Origin of the sequence: Ramlibacter ginsenosidimutans (genome assembly GCF_016654015.1) — a bacterium.
In the GTDB taxonomy this organism is placed as follows: domain Bacteria; phylum Pseudomonadota; class Gammaproteobacteria; order Burkholderiales; family Burkholderiaceae_C; genus Ramlibacter; species Ramlibacter ginsenosidimutans.
Map to the genome: position 1 here is coordinate 1 of NZ_JAEPWM010000008.1, position 16,108 is coordinate 16,108.

Annotated in this window: 19 protein-coding genes; 5 read left to right on the forward strand and 14 right to left on the reverse strand. The window is 68.6% G+C overall.

Translation table 11 applies throughout. The features are described 5' to 3' along the window. Positions 1 to 117: 117 nt before the first annotated feature. The 4 genes from JJB11_RS17625 to JJB11_RS17640 all read right to left on the reverse strand — a co-directional run bounded on the left by JJB11_RS17625 (position 118) and on the right by JJB11_RS17640 (position 1,630). The gene (locus JJB11_RS17625; protein WP_201174355.1) at positions 118 to 300 is read right to left on the reverse strand and encodes a hypothetical protein; all 183 of its coding nucleotides are present in this window, start codon (positions 298 to 300) and stop codon (positions 118 to 120) included. A gap of 1 nt (position 301) precedes the next feature. After that, positions 302 to 559 (reverse strand): host attachment protein, encoded by a 258-nt coding sequence (locus JJB11_RS17630; protein ID WP_277988851.1) that lies wholly within the window; start codon positions 557 to 559, stop codon positions 302 to 304. 91 nt (positions 560 to 650) lie between these two features. Further along, positions 651 to 965, reverse strand: a complete 315-nt coding sequence (locus JJB11_RS17635) for a hypothetical protein (RefSeq protein WP_201174367.1) — start codon at positions 963 to 965, stop codon at positions 651 to 653. A gap of 227 nt (positions 966 to 1,192) precedes the next feature. After that, the gene (locus JJB11_RS17640) at positions 1,193 to 1,630 is read right to left on the reverse strand and encodes a DUF1931 family protein (RefSeq protein ID WP_201174375.1); all 438 of its coding nucleotides are present in this window, start codon (positions 1,628 to 1,630) and stop codon (positions 1,193 to 1,195) included. Positions 1,631 to 1,657: 27 nt separating this feature from the next. Between JJB11_RS17640 and JJB11_RS26415 the strand changes: the two genes are divergently transcribed. The 4 genes from JJB11_RS26415 (at position 1,658) to JJB11_RS17655 (ending at position 3,636) form a co-directional block, all read left to right on the forward strand. Next, complete coding sequence (locus tag JJB11_RS26415; protein WP_277988849.1) at positions 1,658 to 1,789, forward strand: hypothetical protein; 132 nt, start codon at positions 1,658 to 1,660, stop codon at positions 1,787 to 1,789. Between the two features lie 113 nt (positions 1,790 to 1,902). Continuing rightward, entirely contained in the window at positions 1,903 to 2,352 is a 450-nt protein-coding gene (locus tag JJB11_RS17645) for a host attachment protein (protein WP_201174377.1), read from the forward strand. 70 nt (positions 2,353 to 2,422) lie between these two features. Continuing rightward, complete coding sequence (trxA, locus tag JJB11_RS17650; RefSeq protein ID WP_201174379.1) at positions 2,423 to 2,803, forward strand: thioredoxin; 381 nt, start codon at positions 2,423 to 2,425, stop codon at positions 2,801 to 2,803. 11 nt (positions 2,804 to 2,814) lie between these two features. Then, positions 2,815 to 3,636 carry an RNA polymerase sigma factor gene (locus tag JJB11_RS17655; protein WP_201174381.1) on the forward strand — a complete coding sequence of 274 codons (822 nt, stop codon included), beginning with the start codon at positions 2,815 to 2,817 and terminating at the stop codon, positions 3,634 to 3,636. A gap of 14 nt (positions 3,637 to 3,650) precedes the next feature. Here the strand turns inward: JJB11_RS17655 and JJB11_RS17660 are convergent, their stop codons facing one another. Next, entirely contained in the window at positions 3,651 to 3,803 is a 153-nt protein-coding gene (locus JJB11_RS17660) for a hypothetical protein (RefSeq protein ID WP_201174383.1), read from the reverse strand. A gap of 351 nt (positions 3,804 to 4,154) precedes the next feature. On the opposite strand from JJB11_RS17660, the gene JJB11_RS17665 reads away from it, so the two are divergent. Continuing rightward, positions 4,155 to 4,934, forward strand: coding sequence for an SDR family oxidoreductase (locus JJB11_RS17665; protein ID WP_201174384.1), 780 nt, complete (start codon positions 4,155 to 4,157; stop codon positions 4,932 to 4,934). 264 nt (positions 4,935 to 5,198) lie between these two features. On the opposite strand, the gene JJB11_RS17670 is transcribed toward JJB11_RS17665, so the two are convergent. From JJB11_RS17670 to JJB11_RS17710, 9 genes are all read right to left on the reverse strand, one after another. Continuing rightward, entirely contained in the window at positions 5,199 to 6,119 is a 921-nt protein-coding gene (locus tag JJB11_RS17670) for a hydroxyacid dehydrogenase (protein WP_201174386.1), read from the reverse strand. 98 nt (positions 6,120 to 6,217) lie between these two features. Continuing rightward, positions 6,218 to 7,198 carry a tripartite tricarboxylate transporter substrate binding protein gene (locus JJB11_RS17675; RefSeq protein ID WP_201174388.1) on the reverse strand — a complete coding sequence of 327 codons (981 nt, stop codon included), beginning with the start codon at positions 7,196 to 7,198 and terminating at the stop codon, positions 6,218 to 6,220. A 62-nt stretch (positions 7,199 to 7,260) separates the two neighbouring features. Next, complete coding sequence (locus tag JJB11_RS17680) at positions 7,261 to 8,151, reverse strand: amidohydrolase family protein (protein ID WP_201174390.1); 891 nt, start codon at positions 8,149 to 8,151, stop codon at positions 7,261 to 7,263. 19 nt (positions 8,152 to 8,170) lie between these two features. Then, positions 8,171 to 9,169 (reverse strand): tripartite tricarboxylate transporter substrate binding protein, encoded by a 999-nt coding sequence (locus tag JJB11_RS17685; RefSeq protein WP_201174392.1) that lies wholly within the window; start codon positions 9,167 to 9,169, stop codon positions 8,171 to 8,173. Positions 9,170 to 9,207: 38 nt separating this feature from the next. Next, the gene (locus JJB11_RS17690; RefSeq protein WP_201174393.1) at positions 9,208 to 9,891 is read right to left on the reverse strand and encodes an RraA family protein; all 684 of its coding nucleotides are present in this window, start codon (positions 9,889 to 9,891) and stop codon (positions 9,208 to 9,210) included. Between the two features lie 37 nt (positions 9,892 to 9,928). Further along, positions 9,929 to 10,921 carry a Bug family tripartite tricarboxylate transporter substrate binding protein gene (locus JJB11_RS17695; RefSeq protein WP_201174395.1) on the reverse strand — a complete coding sequence of 331 codons (993 nt, stop codon included), beginning with the start codon at positions 10,919 to 10,921 and terminating at the stop codon, positions 9,929 to 9,931. A 16-nt stretch (positions 10,922 to 10,937) separates the two neighbouring features. Next, positions 10,938 to 11,801 (reverse strand): amidohydrolase family protein, encoded by an 864-nt coding sequence (locus JJB11_RS17700; protein WP_201174397.1) that lies wholly within the window; start codon positions 11,799 to 11,801, stop codon positions 10,938 to 10,940. Positions 11,802 to 11,804: 3 nt separating this feature from the next. Then, positions 11,805 to 14,924 carry a D-2-hydroxyglutarate dehydrogenase YdiJ gene (gene ydiJ, locus JJB11_RS17705; protein ID WP_201174399.1) on the reverse strand — a complete coding sequence of 1,040 codons (3,120 nt, stop codon included), beginning with the start codon at positions 14,922 to 14,924 and terminating at the stop codon, positions 11,805 to 11,807. Next, entirely contained in the window at positions 14,921 to 15,757 is an 837-nt protein-coding gene (locus JJB11_RS17710) for a hydroxyacid dehydrogenase (protein ID WP_340643162.1), read from the reverse strand. Before JJB11_RS17710 ends, ydiJ begins: the two co-directional genes overlap by 4 nt. Positions 15,758 to 16,108: the final 351 nt, after the last annotated feature.

Below are 16,108 nucleotides of genomic sequence, written 5' to 3' on the forward strand. Positions count from 1 at the left end.
AGTCAATGCTGCATTCTTGGGTCTGTTCATCCGTCCTCTCCCGAGATGGTTGGCTGGGCTTGGTAACCACAGCTTCCCAAATCAGGGACGGATGAACAACCTATTGAGACATCACAGCTAGGCGCGCACCGTCGGCGGGTCGAAGGTCTGCCGCAGCCGCACCTTGCCGTCGGCGTCGCGCACCGCGACAACCGCGTCCTCCAGGTCGACGACGATCCCCGGCTCCAGCGGCAGGAGTTTCTCCAGCGCCTGCGCGGCGCTGTCCACGCCGCGGAAGCCGGCGACGACGAGCTCGCTCATGTCACGGTCTCGCTGTGGCAGAAGCAGGCGGGATCACCTGCAGGGCGCGCCACTCGAGCACGGCGCGATGCAGGTCCAGGCGCCGGTCGATCTCGGCGCGCAGCGGGCCTTCGAAGCGCGGTTCGACCGCGATGCGCAGGAACTCGAAGCGCGCCTGCGCATACGCCTGTTCCAGCACGTCGGCGACGTGCCGGGCAAGGCGCTGCATGGATTCGCCCGAGGGCTCGCCGGGCTTGGTCGCCGCCTGCGGATCGACCAGTTACTGCAGCAGCCGCGGAGGCTGGCCGTGGACACCGGTGGACTCCATGAGGCACACGCGACCCGCTTCGGCAAGCACCGTCCATTCGGGTTCAGCCATGGCGCAGCCTGCGGGCCGCTTCGGCCGCCCGGCGGTCCAGGATCCACGGCTCGAACAGGCTCGTGAAGACCGAGTGCTTCCACTTCGCATAGGCTTCGTCGAGCCGCGCCTCGTAGTCGCGCCGGTACTGCTCGTACTCGGCGTCGCCGGCGGATGGCGTCGGGGGTTGCGGGGGCTGGACAAACCTGGCCGGCGGGTCCGCCTGCAGTCCGGCCGGGCCCTTCGGCGGGACACCGGCGGAAGACAGCCAGGGCGCCCAGTCGGAGCCGGCGACGAAGCCCTGACGGAAGGGGTTGCTCCAATCCATCAGGCCCTCCAGCGGGCTATCGACAAGCGGTGGGGAAGCAGGGTCGGACGAGGTCATTGCGCCTCCGTTGCGGCACGGCATCCATGGTGCACCAGCGGGCGTGGCGCGCGAGGCGCAGTCCTGCGGTGCATGTCGGATCCCTGCGCTTCGCGCGCCGTGCGGCCGCGCGGCGACGGCGCCCGGCGTAGCCTCGGGTCGTCGCCACGACAGAAGGTGAGCCATGACAGTCATTGCAGGCATCCCCCGGTTCGAGCGCCTCTTTCGCCAGACCGCCGGGCTCGACATCGACAAGAGCGACCTGCGGCGCCACGCGTGAGCTCGCCGGCGAGATCCGGCAGGCTGGCTGAGATCTCATCGCTGAAATCGAGCTCCAGCGGCGGCAGCTTTGCGAGCTGGTCGAGGATGGGGCGCACTTCGACATCCTCGTCGAGCGCGCGGAATTCGTGGATGCAGTGCCGCAGGCCGCCGGTCACCGGAACGTCCTGCGGCCGCACGACGTCGCGCGCGTTGGCTTTCGGGATCGCGACGCCGCGCTGCAGCAGGTCGTGGATCTTGCGGTTGACGAACTCGTCGCTCGCCCTGCGCCTGCCGGCCACCGCGCCTGCGCCGACGCGCCGGATGCCATTGCCGGCGAGCTCTGGCGCGCCCGCGCGCGGCGGGCGCACGAGCCGGTGTGCGTGCAGGAGCGCTGGGTGACCGCGACCGGACGCGAGGCGCTGGGTGCGTTCGAGGCCGCGTTCCGGAACCTGCTGGAGCAGCGGCGCCGCGACTGCTACGCCGACGAAGCGGAGGACACCCCGAGCTCGGTGGGCGAGGACGGCTAGCTGCGCTGCGTGTCCGTGCTTCGCGCAAGCCAGGGACCGCAGGAATCGGAAACAAAAACCGGACGCCGCGGCCTAAGCTGCGGGATCGCCGATTACCCCAGGGAGGCATTGCCATGGATCGCATGTGGTTCGTCGTGGCCGACGAGGGACGCGCGCGCGTGCTCGAACGCGTGCAGCCAAGGGCGGCGCTGCAGGAAGTGCAGGAGCTGCGCGACGAGCTCGCGCATGTGCGCGGGGCGGAGCTGCAGCGCGACGCGAAGGGCCGCCTCTACGGAAAGGGGGAACGCTTCATGGGTCACACCGCCGAGCCGAAGACCGACCCGCACAGGAAGGAGGCGCGGAAGTTCGCGCGCCAGATCGCCGACCTGCTGGAGCAGGCGCGCAACGAGCGGCGCTACGACCGCGTGTTCATCGTCGCCGCGCCGGCGTTCCTGGGCGAGCTGCGCCACGAACTGCCGGAGTCCGTGCGCAAGGTGCTGGCCGGCGAGCTGGACCAGGATCTCGTGAACCTGGACACGCACCATCTCGAGCAGCGGCTCCGGGCCTTGCCGGAGCACGTGTGAACACCGCCATGCGCCTGCCGGTCCCGAAGTTCCATTGAGAGCCCTGCGTGTGGGCAGAAAGGGAGATGCCATGCCAGCAGTCAACAACGTCGGCCCCCGCGACTTCGATGCGGCGGTTGCCGGGCCCAAGCCGGTCCTGGTGGACTTCTCGGCGTCGTGGTGCGGCCCGTGCCGCGCCATGGCGCCGGCGCTGGAGAAGTTCGCCGCCAGCCGCGACGACCTGGGCGTCGTGAAGGTCGACATCGACGAGGCGCCGGACATCGCCGGCCGCTACTCGGTGCGCTCGGTCCCGACGCTGATGCTGTTCGTCGAGGGCAAGCCGGAGGCCGCCCAGGCCGGCATGATGAGCGAGGGCCAGCTGGCGCGCTTCGTCGACCAGCACCTGCCAGCCGGAGGCCGCAAGCCGGTGGAGCAGGATCCGGACCGCCCGCAGGTCGACCTCGATTGGTAAATCCGTCGGCCATGGCGCAACAGGAACGTACGCTGCCCCGCTTGCGCGCGGAACTGGAGCGGGCGCCGGCAGCGGACATCGAGCGTTTCAGCGATGCCGTGCGGCCGCTGCTGGACCCGCTCGCGCGCCATGTGCGCCGCGAGATGGCCTTCCTGCGCGCGCGCGGCGAACTCGATGGCGATTTCCCGGCCGCCGACGACGTGGTGGACGAGACCCTGGTGCGCGCCTGGCACGAACTGCGCCGACACCCGCAGGCCGCCCCGGACAAGGGCATGCTGTACCGGATCGCCGGCCGCGTGCTGGCGGACGCGGTGCGGCAGCGGCGCCGCGAGCGCGGGCGCTTCATCTCGCTGGAACGGCGCCTGCCCGAACGGCAGGCGCTGGACGAGGACATCGACCAGGCGGTCTACGACTACTGGCAGCCGGAGCAGGTGCTGAAGCTCGAGGACGCCGTTCCGATCGACGCGCCGACCCCCGAGGAAGCCGTCGAACGGGACGAACTGCGGCGCGTGCTGCGCCAGGTGCTGGCGGAGCTCCCGGACGATTGGCGCCAGGCTGTGCTGCTGACGCAGGCCGAGGACCTGCCGCACGCGGAGGTGGCGCGCCAGCTCGGGATCAGCGAGGAAGAACTGCAGCGGCGCATCGACCACGCGGACGCCTACCTGCGGGCCCGCCTGAGCGAACTGGGCGTCGGTCCGGGCGAGGCCCGGGACGCCGCCCGCCGCAACGCGCCGCCGGGGCCGCACGCACCGGCCGACGATTCGCTGGGGCAGGCGTTCGAGCGAATCGGTCGCGAAGCGATCCAGCGGCCGGCCGCGGGGCGCCCCTCATGAAGCTGCGCAGGCTCCTACCCCTTGACCACCGTGTGCGCAATGAAGGCGAGCGCACCCAGGAAGAGCAGCACGAACACGAACGCGATGAGGATCAGGATCAGCGGATTGCCACGCTCGTGAATGGACTCCGGCTGGATGCCGAGGCCGTTGATCGAGCACGGCGACAACTCGGACGGGCCGATCCATATCCTTCGGGTACACGGCGTGCAGACAACGCGGCGCTACGGCTTGTATCGACGTCGCGACAGCGCGTTGTCGCCTGCCACTCGGGCAGTGCTCGCGGACCTGCTTTCGGCGATCCGCGGACTGCAGCGGTGATCAGGCGATTCAGAGGCTGGAGAAGTGAACGGAATCCCCAACGGCAGTTGACGGCCAAGTCCTGGGGGAGGGCTGCTATGGGTCGGTCGAAAGCAGCCGTATCCTTCGGTCACGGATCCAAAGCGCGCACGGCGTGCAAAGTGACGTCTGTGTCGCGCCACCACCAGCCACCGGGTACCGCAATCAATGAAGGAGCAAGAATGGAAGTCAACCTGCAAGGCCGCGTGGCCATCGTCACCGGCGGAAGCAAAGGCATCGGCCGCGCCATCGCGCTGCGCATGGCGGCGAGCGGTGCTGATGTCGCCATGCTCGCCCGGGACGAGGCGGTGCTCGAGGAAGCGCGCCGGGCGGTCGAGCAGACGGCCAAGGCGCGCGTGATGATTGCGCGTTGCGACGTGACGAAGGCGCAAGAAATCGCTTCCGCCTACCGGCAGGTGATGGCGACGCTGGGCCGTGTCGACATCGTCGTGAACAATGCCGGCACCTCGCGCACGGGCACCTTCGCGTCGATCACCGACGAGGTCTGGCAGGAAGACCTCGACCTCAAGCTGTTCGCCGCGATCCGGCTGACCCGGCTCGCTTGGCCCCAGATGGTCGAGCGGCGCTGGGGCCGCATTATCAATGTACTGAACATCGGTGCAAAGGCACCGAGGGCCGCGAGCGCCCCGACCACCGTCTCGCGCGCGGCAGGCATGGCGCTGACCAAGGTGCTGGCGGGTGAAGGCGCGCCCCACAACGTGCTGGTGAATTCGCTGCACGTCGGCCTGATCGAAAGCGACCAGTGGGTCCGCCGGCATGCGCAGTCCGCAGAGGGCTCCTACGACGCGTTCCTGGCCGGGATGGCCAGGAACATTCCGCTCGGCCGCGTGGGCAGGGCGGAGGAGTTCGCCAACGTGGCTTGCTTCCTGGCGTCCGACCTCGCCAGCTATGTGACGGGGACCTCGCTCAACGTCGATGGGAACCTGTCGCCGGTGATGTAGGCGCCTTCCCTCCCATGCCGCGCCAGCGGCGCTCCCGGAGGCGCGGCCCCACGGCAAGTCTTGCCTTTCCTGCGGGCGGCTGGTGGGCCGTTCTCGGGCGTGACCTTCCATCAAGGCGAGGGCAGTGAACGATTCCAATGCAGCCGTCCCGCTCCCTGGCCGTGACCTCGTACCTCGAGCTTGCTGCGCATGGAGATCGCGAATAGCGGCCCAAGACTCGGTGAGTGTTGATAAGCAGTCGACAGCCGTCTGTGGTGATCGGACCTAGCCTCGCAACACCGAAAGGATGTTCTGCGCGGCACCTACCGCCATGCCCCGGAGACCACCATTCGTAGTTCCGCCGATGTGCGGAGTGAGCACCGCATTCGGTGTGTCCACCCAGGGGGATGTGGAATTCAGGGGTTCGTCGACAAAGCAATCGAGCCCCAGCGACAGGTGGCCTGCGCCAAGCCGCTCGCGCATGGCCGCTTCGTCGAAAATGCCAGCACGCGCCGTGTTGACCACGATGGCCCCCTTGCGCAATAGCCCGAGCCGACGTGCATCGAGCAGGCCACGCGTCGATTCGTCCAGCGGGCAATGCAAGGACACGACATCGCTCGAGGTCAGCAGCTCTTCGAGCTCGAGCTTGGTGGTGCCCTCCGGCAGCTGGTGGGCTTCGAGATACGGGTCGCACACGACCACGCGCATGCCGATCGCCTGGGCGAAGCGTACGACGCGGGCCCCGATCGACCCGCATCCAATGACGCCAAGCGTCGCGCCGGCAAGCTCGAATCCCATGTAGCCCTGCTTGTCCCAGTGACCTGAGTGCATGCGGCTGTCCAGCCAGCCGATGCGCCGGGCGCAAGCCAGGATCAAACCCAGGGCCAGCTCGGCGACCGCCTGGCTGTTCGAGCCGGTGGCGGGGATCGCCCGGACCCCCAGCCGCTTCGCTGCTTCGACGTCGATGGCATCCATTCCCACGCCGTGGCGACCGATGACCCTCAGCTTGCGCGAGGCAGACTGGACCTGCTCGTCGATGCTCCCGTAGCGCGCAAGAATGGCTACCGGCTGCTCGCGCTCGACCAGTGCGACAAGTTCCTCCTGCGTGAACCGTGCGCCCGTGTAGCACAGGCGATAGTCCTTCAGCAGAGCGGCTGCATCGGGATGGATTTTTTCCTCGGTGATGACAATCGTGTCCCGGTTCATGGTTCTTTCCCAGTTTGAATTTGGCTGTCAATGGGCAGCGACGTTCTTCGCTCCCGTCCCGGTTCGCGGGGCGGAACGAAGTGCGGGGCCCTACGGGCTCACTGGTGCGGACGCTTCTCCGCGATCGCGTGCAGCAACTTGCGGTTGCCCTCCAGCGACTTCTGCCACTGCGCGCCGGGGAGGTAGGCGAGCACCGGCGCATCGGAGGTCGCGGTGGCGATGAACTCCGGGTCTTTCAGGCTCTCCGCGATCGCCTTCTCCAGACGTTCGACGATGACGGGTTCCGTGCCGCGCGGCGCGGCGAAGCCGCGCTCCGACGACATCTGCACCGCGTACCCAGACTCCGCCGCGGTCGGCACGTCGGGCAGGGCCTTGCTGCGCTTGCCGGTGAACTGCGTGATCACCTGCACCGCCGTGCCGCCAGACTTCAGGTCCAGCGCTTCGCCGGCGCTGATGGTCGCGAGCTGCAGGTGGCCGCCCAGGAGGTCGGTCTTCTGCTGGCCCGTGCCCTTGTACGCCACCGGCGTGAGCCGGACGTGCGCAGCGTTCTGGAACAGTTCGAGGGCGAGATCGCCGTTGGAGCCGTCGCCGTTGTGCCCCGCCGAAACGGAGCTCGGGCTCTGCTTGGACACCCCGACCACGGTCTGCAGGCTGCGCAGCGGCCCGTCGGCGCGCGCGACGAGCACCGTCGGATCGTCGACCACGCGCGCGACCAGTTGCAGGTCGTCGGGCTGGTATTGAGTCTTGCGCGTCATCGGCGCGTACAGGAAGCCAGGCAGGTTCACCACCGCGAGCGTGTAGCCGTCCGGCCTTGCCTTCGCCACGTAGGTGGTCAAGATCTCGCCGGAGGCTCCGGGCTTGTTGACGACGATGAACTGCGCCTTGCCGCCCAGTCGCTTCTGCACGAAGGGCAGCAGCTTGCGGGCCATCAGGTCGGTGCCGCCTCCGGGCGCGAAACCGACGACCACCTCGATCGGCTTGTCGTCGGGCCAGGCGGCCCAGGCGGAATGGGACGCCACGGCCGCGGCGAGCAAGACGGCACACCAGCGGGGAAGTTGGCACAGGACGGGTCGGAACATCGTTCTCTCCTTGGTTGAAATCATTGATGGGTTCGAGCGGCGCGGTGGCGATCGCCCAGGGATCAGTCGAAGCCGTACAGGCGCGCGGGGTTGTCGACCAGCACGCGCCGCAGCGTCCCTTCGTTGCCGCACCACGCGAACAGCACGTCGATCAGGTCGGCGTCGTCGACCGACCCGGGAGTCTCCGTCGTGTGCGGCCAGTCGCTGCCCCAGAGCAGCCGGTCGGGGGCATGGCGCACCAGGGCCTTGCCGAGCGCGAAGGTATCCCCATAGCCCGGGGCACCGTGGCGCGAGCGCATGTAGATGCCCGAGAGCTTGACCCAGGTGTTGCCGCCACCGAGCAGGCGTCGCAACACGTCGGCGCCTGGGCCGCTCGCGCCTTGCACCGGATCGCAGCGGCCCATGTGGTCGATCACCAGCGGCGCCGGCAAGGCGGCGAGCAGTGGCTCCATCGCGACCAGTTGTTCGGGGTGCGCGAATACCTGTATGTGCCAGCCCAGGGGCGCCACCTTGCGCGCCAGCGTCGCCAGCATCTCCGGGGTGGTCACGCCCCACGACTGTGGCGAGACGAAGTTCACGCGCAGGCCGCACACGCGCTGCGCAGCGAGTCGCTCGAGCTCGGGCCGCTCCACGCCGGCATCCACCACCGCCACGCCGCGGGCGTCCGCGCCGAGTTGCGCCAGTGCATCCAGCGTGCAGGCGTTGTCCACGCCATAGGTGGATGGGTTGACGACCACCGTGCGCTGCGTGCCTATGCGCTGTTGCAGGCGCCGGTAAGCGGCCACCGGCGCGTCCGGCGGCCGGCGCTGCCAGTGCGGCGAAGGAGCGAAGCGCGCATCGAAGATGTGCATGTGCGCGTCGCAGGCAAGTGCCGGCATGGCGCGCAGCGGCCGCCTGGTCCCGGCGGAATGCGGGACCGCTTCGGGAACAGGCGGGGCAGAGGTCACAGGCATGGAAACCGGCTGCTCCGGTTCAATCCACGTGGATGCCGCTGGCCTTGACGACCTGGCCCCACTTGGCGGTCTCGCTGCGGACGAACTGCGTGAACTCCGCGCTGCTCGAACCCACCGGCTGCGCGCCGAGGTCGGCGAGGCGCTGGCGCAGTTCGGGCGTCGCCAGGGCGGCACGCGTCTCCTTCTCCAGGCGGGCTGTCACCGCCGGCGGCGTGCGAGCCGGCGCGAACAGGCCGTTCCATTCGTAGACCTCGAAGCCCGGCACGACGCTCTCGCCGATGGTGGGCAACTGGGGCCAGTCCGGCGAACGCTTGGCCGAGGTGATCGCCAGCGCGCGCAGCTTGCCGGCCTTGACAAAGGGGCCGGAGGCCGAGGTGGCGCTGAACATCAGGTCCACGGTGCCACCGGCGAGGTCGGTCAGCGCCGGTGCCCCGCCGCGGTAGGGAATGTGCGTCATGGAGATCTTCGCGCCCTGCTTGAAGAGTTCGCCGGCCAGATGCTGTGCGCCTCCGTTGCCGGCCGATGCGAAACTCAGCTTCCCGGGGTTGCCGCGGGCCGCGTGCACGAGGTCGCCCACCGACTTCAACGGCGAGTTCGGCGGCACGACCAGCAGCATCGGCACGCGCGTGATCTGCGAGATCGGCGCGAAGTCCTTCGCGGCATCGTAGGGCAGCTTCGGATACAGGCTCGGGTTCACCGTGAAGGCGGTCGCGTCCAGCAGCAGCGTGTAGCCGTCGGCCGGGGCCTTGGCCACCAGCCCGGCGCCGATGGTGCCGCCGCCGCCGGGCCGGTTGTCGACCACGACCTGCTGGCCGAGGCGATGCGACAGTTGCGTCGCCAGCAGCCGCGCTGTGCTGTCCGCGTTGCCGCCGGCGGGATAGGGCACGACCAGCTTGATCGGATGTTCGGGCCAGGCATTCTGGGCCTGCAGGGCCGGGACGGCAGCGAGGCCGAAGACAGCAAGGACCCATGCCTTGCACAGGACGCTGCGACGGGTGGGGATCTTCCGATGGTTCATGGCTGGTTTTCTCCTTCTTGGGTCTGGCACGCTGCGGCTTAGAGGTTTTCGCCTGGCTTGATCACGCCCGCTTTGACGAGCGCCTGGCCCAGCCACGGAGCACCGACGTCGCCTTGCTTGATGCCGTCGATGCGACGCGCTTCGGCGACGACTTTTTCGGCGGCTGCGGCGAGCAGGGATTCGATCTTCTCGCGCTCGACGCACATCACGCCGTCGGCATCGGCGACGATGAAGTCGCCCGGGTGGACCGTCACTCCGCCGCATGAGACCGGGTGGCCGATACGACCGGCGACTTCCTTGGTCGGCCCGTTCGGGTTGGTGCCGACGGAGAACACCGGAAAGCCCAGTTCCTCCAGTTCGATCGCGTCGCGCACTGCGCCGTCGATCACCACCCCTGCGAGGCCGCGCTGGCGGGCCGCGTTCATCATGATTGCGCCCATGAGGGCGCAGGTTTGATCGGCCTTGCCGTCGATCACGAGCACGTCGCCGGGTTTCGCCAGCGACAGCGCCGCATGGATCATCAGGTTGTCGCCGGGGCGCACTTCCACGGTCAGCGCAGGCCCCGCCAGCTTCATGCGTCGGTTCAGGGGCTGGATGCGGCCGTGCATGGCGCCGCGGCGGCCGTTCACGTCAGACAAGATGGCCGGCTGGAAGTCGGCGGCCTTCTTCACGATTTCGGGGGCGACGCGTTCGAAGTCCTTGAGGACGTTGGGTTGGGTCATGGGTTCACTCAATGAGGGGGTGATTGGAAGGGAGAACTCAATTGATCGTGATGTGGCCGTCGCGGATGACTTTGGCCCACTTCGCCGAGTCGGCCTCCTGCTGCCTTGCGAGCTGCTCGGGGGTGCCGCCCACGAGGGTCACGCCCAGCTTGTCGGCCAACTGCTCGATGGCCGGATCCTTCAGGGCCTTGCCAATCTCGCTGTTCAGGCCGTTGACGATGGCGGTCGGCGTCTTCGACGGTGCGTAGACGGCCTGCCACTGCTCCACGACGAAGTCGTGGAAGCCCGCTTCCGTCATCGTGGGCACGTTGGGGAGCGCCTTCAGCCGCTTCGCGGAGGTGACGGCCAGCGCGCGCAGTTTGCCGGAGGCGATGTGCGGGAGTGCCGCAGCGGCCGGCGCGAACATGAAGTTGACTACTCCAGCCAGCGTGTCCTGCAGGGCCGGCGTGTCCCCCTTGTAGGGGGAATGGATCAACTGCGCACCGGTCTGCTGCTTCAGCAGCTCGCCCTGCATCTGCAGGATCGTGCCGTTGCCGCCGGAGGCGAAGGAGACGGTGCCCGGCTTCGCCTTGGCCTGCGCGACCAGTTCCGCGACAGTCCTGAACGGCTGATTGGCGCTGACGACGAGGATGTGCGGGATCGTCCCGATCGTGATCACCGGCTGCAGGTCGTGCAGCGGGTCGTACGGGAGATGCGTCATCAGGTGCGGCGCGATCGCCTGCGGGCCGATCGACGTGCCCAGGAGCGTGTAGCCGTCCGGCGCGGCCTTGGCCACGAAGGCGGTGCCGATGGTGCCGGTGGCGCCGGCGCGGTTGTCGACGATGATGTTGGCGTGCAGCGGGCCCGCGATCTTCTGGGCGATGCTGCGTCCGAGCACGTCCGTGCTGCCGCCGGGCGGATAGGGCACGACCCAGGTGATGGTGCGGCCGGTCGGCCAGGCATCCTGCGCGAACGTGCGCGCGGAGAAAAGGGCGGTCGCGGCCAGCGTCACCAAGTGACGACGGCGCATGCCGGAACTTGAAACCGTCATGGAAATCTCCGGGGAATCAGGACCCGAAGCCGTAGAGGCGCTCGGGGTTGGTGACGAGGATGCGATGCAGATTCGCGCCGTTTTCGGCCCAGTCGGCCAACCGGTCCACCTGGCGGGCGTCGTCGGGCATGGGCTGCAGCCCGGCCGAGGCGGTGGCATGCGGCCAGTCGCTGCCCCACACCACGCCCTCCGACGCGGCCTCGATGTAGGTTCGGGCGAGCGCGTTGAGGGCGGGGTCCTCCACCGACTGCTGTGGGCTGACGAGATAGCCGCCCGACAGCTTGACCCATGCCTTTCCTTGGGCGAGGAGCTGAAGCAGCACGGCATGCGCTGCGTGGCGAGGCAAGGTGGGCGCGATGCGCGCCAGGTGATCGAACACCAGCGGCACGGGCAGTCCCGACAAGGTGTGTTCCTGCGTCGCCAACAGGTCGGCAGGCATGAGGAGCTGGACGTGCCAGCCCAGGGGCGCAACGCGCGACGCGATGGCGGAGAGCCGGGCCAGGCCCGGACCCCCGCCGAGCGACAGGTTCATGCGGATGCCGCGCACGCCGGCGGCGTGCAGCCGCTGCAGTTCCGCATCGGGCTCGTCGCCGGCGATCACTGCGACGCCGCGCGCGTCGGCACCGAATGCGCGCAGGCCCGCCAGCATTGCGCGGTTGTCCGTGCCGTACGTGGAAGGCGTGACGAGGACCACGCGCGATGTCCCGATGCGGGACTGAAGACGGCGGTAGTCGTCCACGGACGCCGGCGGCGGATTCAACCTGGCACCTTCGGCCGCCGGAATGGCTGCGTCATAGACGTGCACGTGGCAGTCGCAGGCGCGGGGCGGGACAGGTGTGCGGGGACTCTCGGTGCCCGTGGAGAACGGTACTGCCGACATGAATCAGGCCTCCTCGTGCCGCTCGGCGCGCTCGACCAGCGGCGGCGCAAGGCGAACCGGCAATTCAGGCACGGGCTCCTTGAGCGTCTGCGACAGCACCTGCAAGGGATGAGGCAAGCGCACGGCGTCGATGAGATTGGCCTGGCAGCGACACGAATAGCCGGTGGCGAGCAGCCGGCCATTCCCACCGCGCTCCGCCACGATGCGGGCCCAGCTGAGCCCGTAAATCTCTTGCGAGGTCGTGCGATGCACGCGTTCGTGGCCATACAGGCCTGCCATGCCACAGCAACCGGCCTGCACGACCTCGACCGTCAGTCCCACGCGCCGGAACACCTCCGTCCAGTCGGCAACCGCTTCCGGTGCGTTCGTCCGCTCCGTGCAATGCGGCGCGACGGCCCAGCGATGCGTCCCATCGACCGGACGTTCGGGCAGCGCCTGCAGGTGCGCCGCGAGCCATTCCTGGGGCAGCGCGACGCGCGGCGCAGACTCCTTGCCCAAGGCCTTCACGTATTCCGCGCGATAGGTGAGCGTCATCGACGGATCGACGCCGACGAGATCCACGCCGGTGGCGGCCAGCTCACGCAGCATGCGCGCGTTGGCGGCGGCGGTGCGCTCGAACTCACCGAGGAAGCCGAGGACATGCTGCGGCTTGCCGTTGGGAAGGAAAGGTGCGAGCCACGGCCGGAAGCCAAGGCGCGTCAGCAGCTCCAGGAAATCGAGCACCACCTGAGCGTCGTAATGCGTCGTGAAAGCGTCCTGCACCACGACCACGCTGCGGCGGATCTCCTCCGCGGAGAGCACCTTCAACGCATCTGGTGATGCACGGCGAACGCCGAGGTGCGCAAGCGCTGCCTCGAAGTCCGTCGTGCTCAGTGCCGGGACCGCCACGAGGCCGGCGAGCCGCAATGCGGCGACGGCGATCCCGTTCTGCGTGAGCGCATTCGCCAGGCGCGGGAAGCGGGCCGCATGCGGAAGGCTGCGCTCCAGCGCAGCGACCAGGTAGTCCTTCAGCGGCCGCGCGTAGCGGCCGTGGTAGACCTCGAGAAAGCGCGAGCGGAAGGCCGGTACGTCCACCTTGATCGGGCACTGGCCCACACAGGACTTGCAGGCGAGACACCCGTCCATGGCCTCCTTCACCTCGCGCGAGAAGTCATCCCCGACCAACGCCTGCCAAGTGGTCCAGGCGCGGCGCGGCGCAGCCAGCACACGCGCGAGCGGTCGGCGGGCGCGCAGGCGCGCGGCCTCGTCGGCCGGATCGCGTCCTTCAACCGCGAGTCGACGCAGCCATTCGCGCATCAGCGACGCCCGGCCTTTCGGCGAATGCCGGCGGTCCCGCGTCGCCTTCCACGACGGGCACATCGCATCGTCGGGGTCGTAGTTGAAGCAGGCGGCATTGCCGTTGCAGTGCAGCGAATCATCGTTGGCGCGCCGGATCGCGATCGGGATCTGCCGGTCGGCCTGTCCGCGCGTAGGCACGCCATCGAGGCGCACCAGTTCGCGTCCGGGCGGTGCGGCGATCTTGCCTGGATTGAGTTGGTTGTGCGGATCGAAAGCCGCCTTGATCTTCTGCAGCCGTGGATACAGCGGCCCGAAGAACTCGGGCGCGTATTCGCTGCGGAAGCCCTTGCCGTGCTCGCCCCACAGCACGCCGCGGTACTTGCGGGTGAGGGCGAAGACTTCGTCCGTGATTTCGCGGACCATCCTCTCCTGTTGGGGGTCCTTCATGTCCAGCGCGGGCCGCACGTGCAGGCAGCCGGCATCGACGTGACCGAACATGCCGTACTTCAGGCCGCGGCTATCCAGCGCCGCGCGGAACTCGCGGATGTAGTCGGCCAGGTGCTCGGGCGGAACGACGGTGTCTTCCACGAACGGGACCGGCCGCTGCTCGCCCTGCAGGTTGCCGAGCAGGCCCACGGACTTCTTGCGCATGGACCAGATCGCACTGGCGGCCGTTTCGCCGCGTGCCACCGTGTAGCCGCGTCGACCGGCCGCGGTGCCTTGGGCAGCCATCAGCGCTTCGACGCGGGCGATCTTGTCCGCAAGCGCGGTTTCGTCCGGCGCCAGGAATTCGACCAGGTTGACGCCTTGCGCGGGGCCCTGCGCGTCGTCGGGAAAATAGTCCTTCACCTTCAGCCAGATTGCGTCCTGGCGGGCGAGCGCCAGCACAGTGGCATCCACCGTTTCGCTGGAGGCCGCCTCCAGCTTCATGAGGGTGTTTGCATCGCGCAGGGCCGCATCGAAGCTGTCGTAGCGGATGTTCAGCACCGCTGTGAACTTCGGGATCGGCACCAGCCGCACCTTCGCCTCGGTAATGAAGGCCAGGCTGCCTTCGGCCCCGCACAGCACGGAGCTGAGGTTGAAGCGCCCCTCGCAATCGCACAGGTGCACGAGGTCATAGCCGGTGACGCAGCGATTGAGCTTGGGAAAGCGTTCTTCGATCAGCGCGGCATCCTCCACGCGGATGCGGTCGAGCAGCCGGTGGATGGCGCCGATCCGGTCTTCGCGGCGCTTGGCCGCTTCGAGTTCGCGCTCCGACATCGGCCTGGAATGCCAGGCCGTGCCATCCATCAGCACCGCCTGCAGTTCGAGCACGTGGTCGCGCGTCTTGCCATATAGCATCGAGCCCTGGCCCGAGGCGTCGGTGGCGATCATGCCGCCGATGGTGGCGCGGTTCGACGGCGACAGCTCCGGCGCGAAGAACAGGCCGTGCGCGCGTACGGCGTCGTTGAGCTGGTCCTTCACCACGCCCGCCTGCACGCGCGCCCAGCCCTTCTCGGCATTGATCTCGAGTATGGCGTTCATGTGACGCGAGAGGTCGACCGAGATGCCGTTGGTGAGCGACTGGCCGTTGGTGCCGGTACCGCCGCCGCGCGGCGTCAGCGCGAGGGACTGGAAGCGCGGATCGGCAGCCAGTTTCGCAATGCGAACGACGTCCGGCTGGTGGCGCGGGAACACGATCGCTTGCGGCGGCAGCTGGTAGATGGAGTTGTCGGTGGCGAACACGGTTCGGTTCGCCGCATCCTGCGCAATGTCCCCCTCGAAGCCGCGCAGGCGGAGCTCCGCGAGGAACTCGGCCGCGAGCGGCAAGGCCGCGAGATCGTGCGCGGGCAAGCGCGGGATCATGCGGCCTGCAGCGCCCGCAGCGCGGCTGCACGGCGCTCGAGGAAGGCGTCCCACACCTCGGGGTTGATCAGGTGCGGCGGTCGCTCCCCGCGCAGCAGTTGCAGCACCTGCTCGGCGGCCGACTTCGCGACGTTGCGCCGGCCTTCATGCGACACGCCTGCCGTATGGAAGGTGGCGACCACGTTATGGAGGGCGAGCAGCGGATGGTCGAGCGCAGGCGGCTCCTCTTTCCACACGTCCAGTCCAGCACCGCCCAGGTGGCCGGAGGTCAGCGCCTCGGCGAGCGCCTGTTCGTCGTGGATGCCGCCGCGGGCGGTGCTGATGAAGTAGGCCCCCTTCTTCATGCTCGCGAAGCGCTTCGCGTCGAAGTAGTTCAGGGTGTCCTTGTTGCGCGGGCAGTGCAGGGAGACGACGTCCGCGGAGCGCAGCAGCGTCTCCAGGTCCACGGGCTCGGCGCCGCGGCGGCGGATTTCCTCCGGCGCGACGAAAGGATCAAACGCCAGCACGCGCATGCCGAAGGCCTTGGCAAGCGTCGCCGTGCGCGTGCCGGCGTAGCCGATGCCCACCACGCCCAGCACCTTGCCGCCGATGTCGGAGCCCATGACCGACTCGCGCGAGAAGCCGCGCTGGGTGCGCAGCTTGCGGTCCGATTCGACGATGCGGCGGCTCACGGCCAGCATCAGGCCGATCGCCATCTCGGCCACGGATGGGGCGTTGCCACCGAGCTGGCTCACCACGGCGATGCCGGCGTGCGTGCAGGCTTCGACATCCACGGTGTCATAGCCGGCGCCGGCGGAGGAGACGGCCAGTAGTTTCGGGCAACGCTCGATCAACTCCTGCTGGGCGCGGAACTGGATGCTCAGTTCGTCCTTGGCGGCGGTGATCTGGTAGACGTGGGCCTGCTGCAGCGCTGCCCAGCCCTTCTCGCTCTCGCGGATCGGGGCGATCTCGAGCGAGACCGAGGGCTCGGCCCGTATGGTCTCGTCGAAGATCGGGGTTGATCCACAGGTCGAAGCGGGTGATGTGCCAGGGGGAAGTCATGTCGGGGGTAGCGGAAATGCCTGCCGCACGGCGGCGGGCTCGCGCCCGCAGGCTTGTCTCCTGTTTTGGTACGCCAGTATCAGCGCCGGTCTACCCCTGGTCTAATCGATAATTTCTTGGGATTCATAGACTGGACTTTTGCA

Bases quoted from the DNA above. Each gene is read 5' to 3' on its own strand.
- JJB11_RS17645 (WP_201174377.1), top strand. From the start codon at position 1,903: ATGGATCGCATGTGGTTCGTCGTGGCCGACGAGGGACGCGCGCGCGTG.
- JJB11_RS17685 (WP_201174392.1), bottom strand. From the start codon at position 9,169: ATGAACCATCGGAAGATCCCCACCCGTCGCAGCGTCCTGTGCAAGGCA.
- JJB11_RS17700 (WP_201174397.1), bottom strand. From the start codon at position 11,801: ATGTCGGCAGTACCGTTCTCCACGGGCACCGAGAGTCCCCGCACACCT.
- JJB11_RS17625 (WP_201174355.1), bottom strand. From the start codon at position 300: ATGAGCGAGCTCGTCGTCGCCGGCTTCCGCGGCGTGGACAGCGCCGCG.
- JJB11_RS17675 (WP_201174388.1), bottom strand. From the start codon at position 7,198: ATGTTCCGACCCGTCCTGTGCCAACTTCCCCGCTGGTGTGCCGTCTTG.
- JJB11_RS17670 (WP_201174386.1), bottom strand. From the start codon at position 6,119: ATGAACCGGGACACGATTGTCATCACCGAGGAAAAAATCCATCCCGAT.
- JJB11_RS17695 (WP_201174395.1), bottom strand. From the start codon at position 10,921: ATGACGGTTTCAAGTTCCGGCATGCGCCGTCGTCACTTGGTGACGCTG.
- JJB11_RS17655 (WP_201174381.1), top strand. From the start codon at position 2,815: ATGGCGCAACAGGAACGTACGCTGCCCCGCTTGCGCGCGGAACTGGAG.
- JJB11_RS17680 (WP_201174390.1), bottom strand. From the start codon at position 8,151: ATGCCTGTGACCTCTGCCCCGCCTGTTCCCGAAGCGGTCCCGCATTCC.
- JJB11_RS17690 (WP_201174393.1), bottom strand. From the start codon at position 9,891: ATGACCCAACCCAACGTCCTCAAGGACTTCGAACGCGTCGCCCCCGAA.
- JJB11_RS17635 (WP_201174367.1), bottom strand. From the start codon at position 965: ATGGATTGGAGCAACCCCTTCCGTCAGGGCTTCGTCGCCGGCTCCGAC.
- JJB11_RS17665 (WP_201174384.1), top strand. From the start codon at position 4,155: ATGGAAGTCAACCTGCAAGGCCGCGTGGCCATCGTCACCGGCGGAAGC.
- trxA (WP_201174379.1), top strand. From the start codon at position 2,423: ATGCCAGCAGTCAACAACGTCGGCCCCCGCGACTTCGATGCGGCGGTT.
- ydiJ (WP_201174399.1), bottom strand. From the start codon at position 14,924: ATGATCCCGCGCTTGCCCGCGCACGATCTCGCGGCCTTGCCGCTCGCG.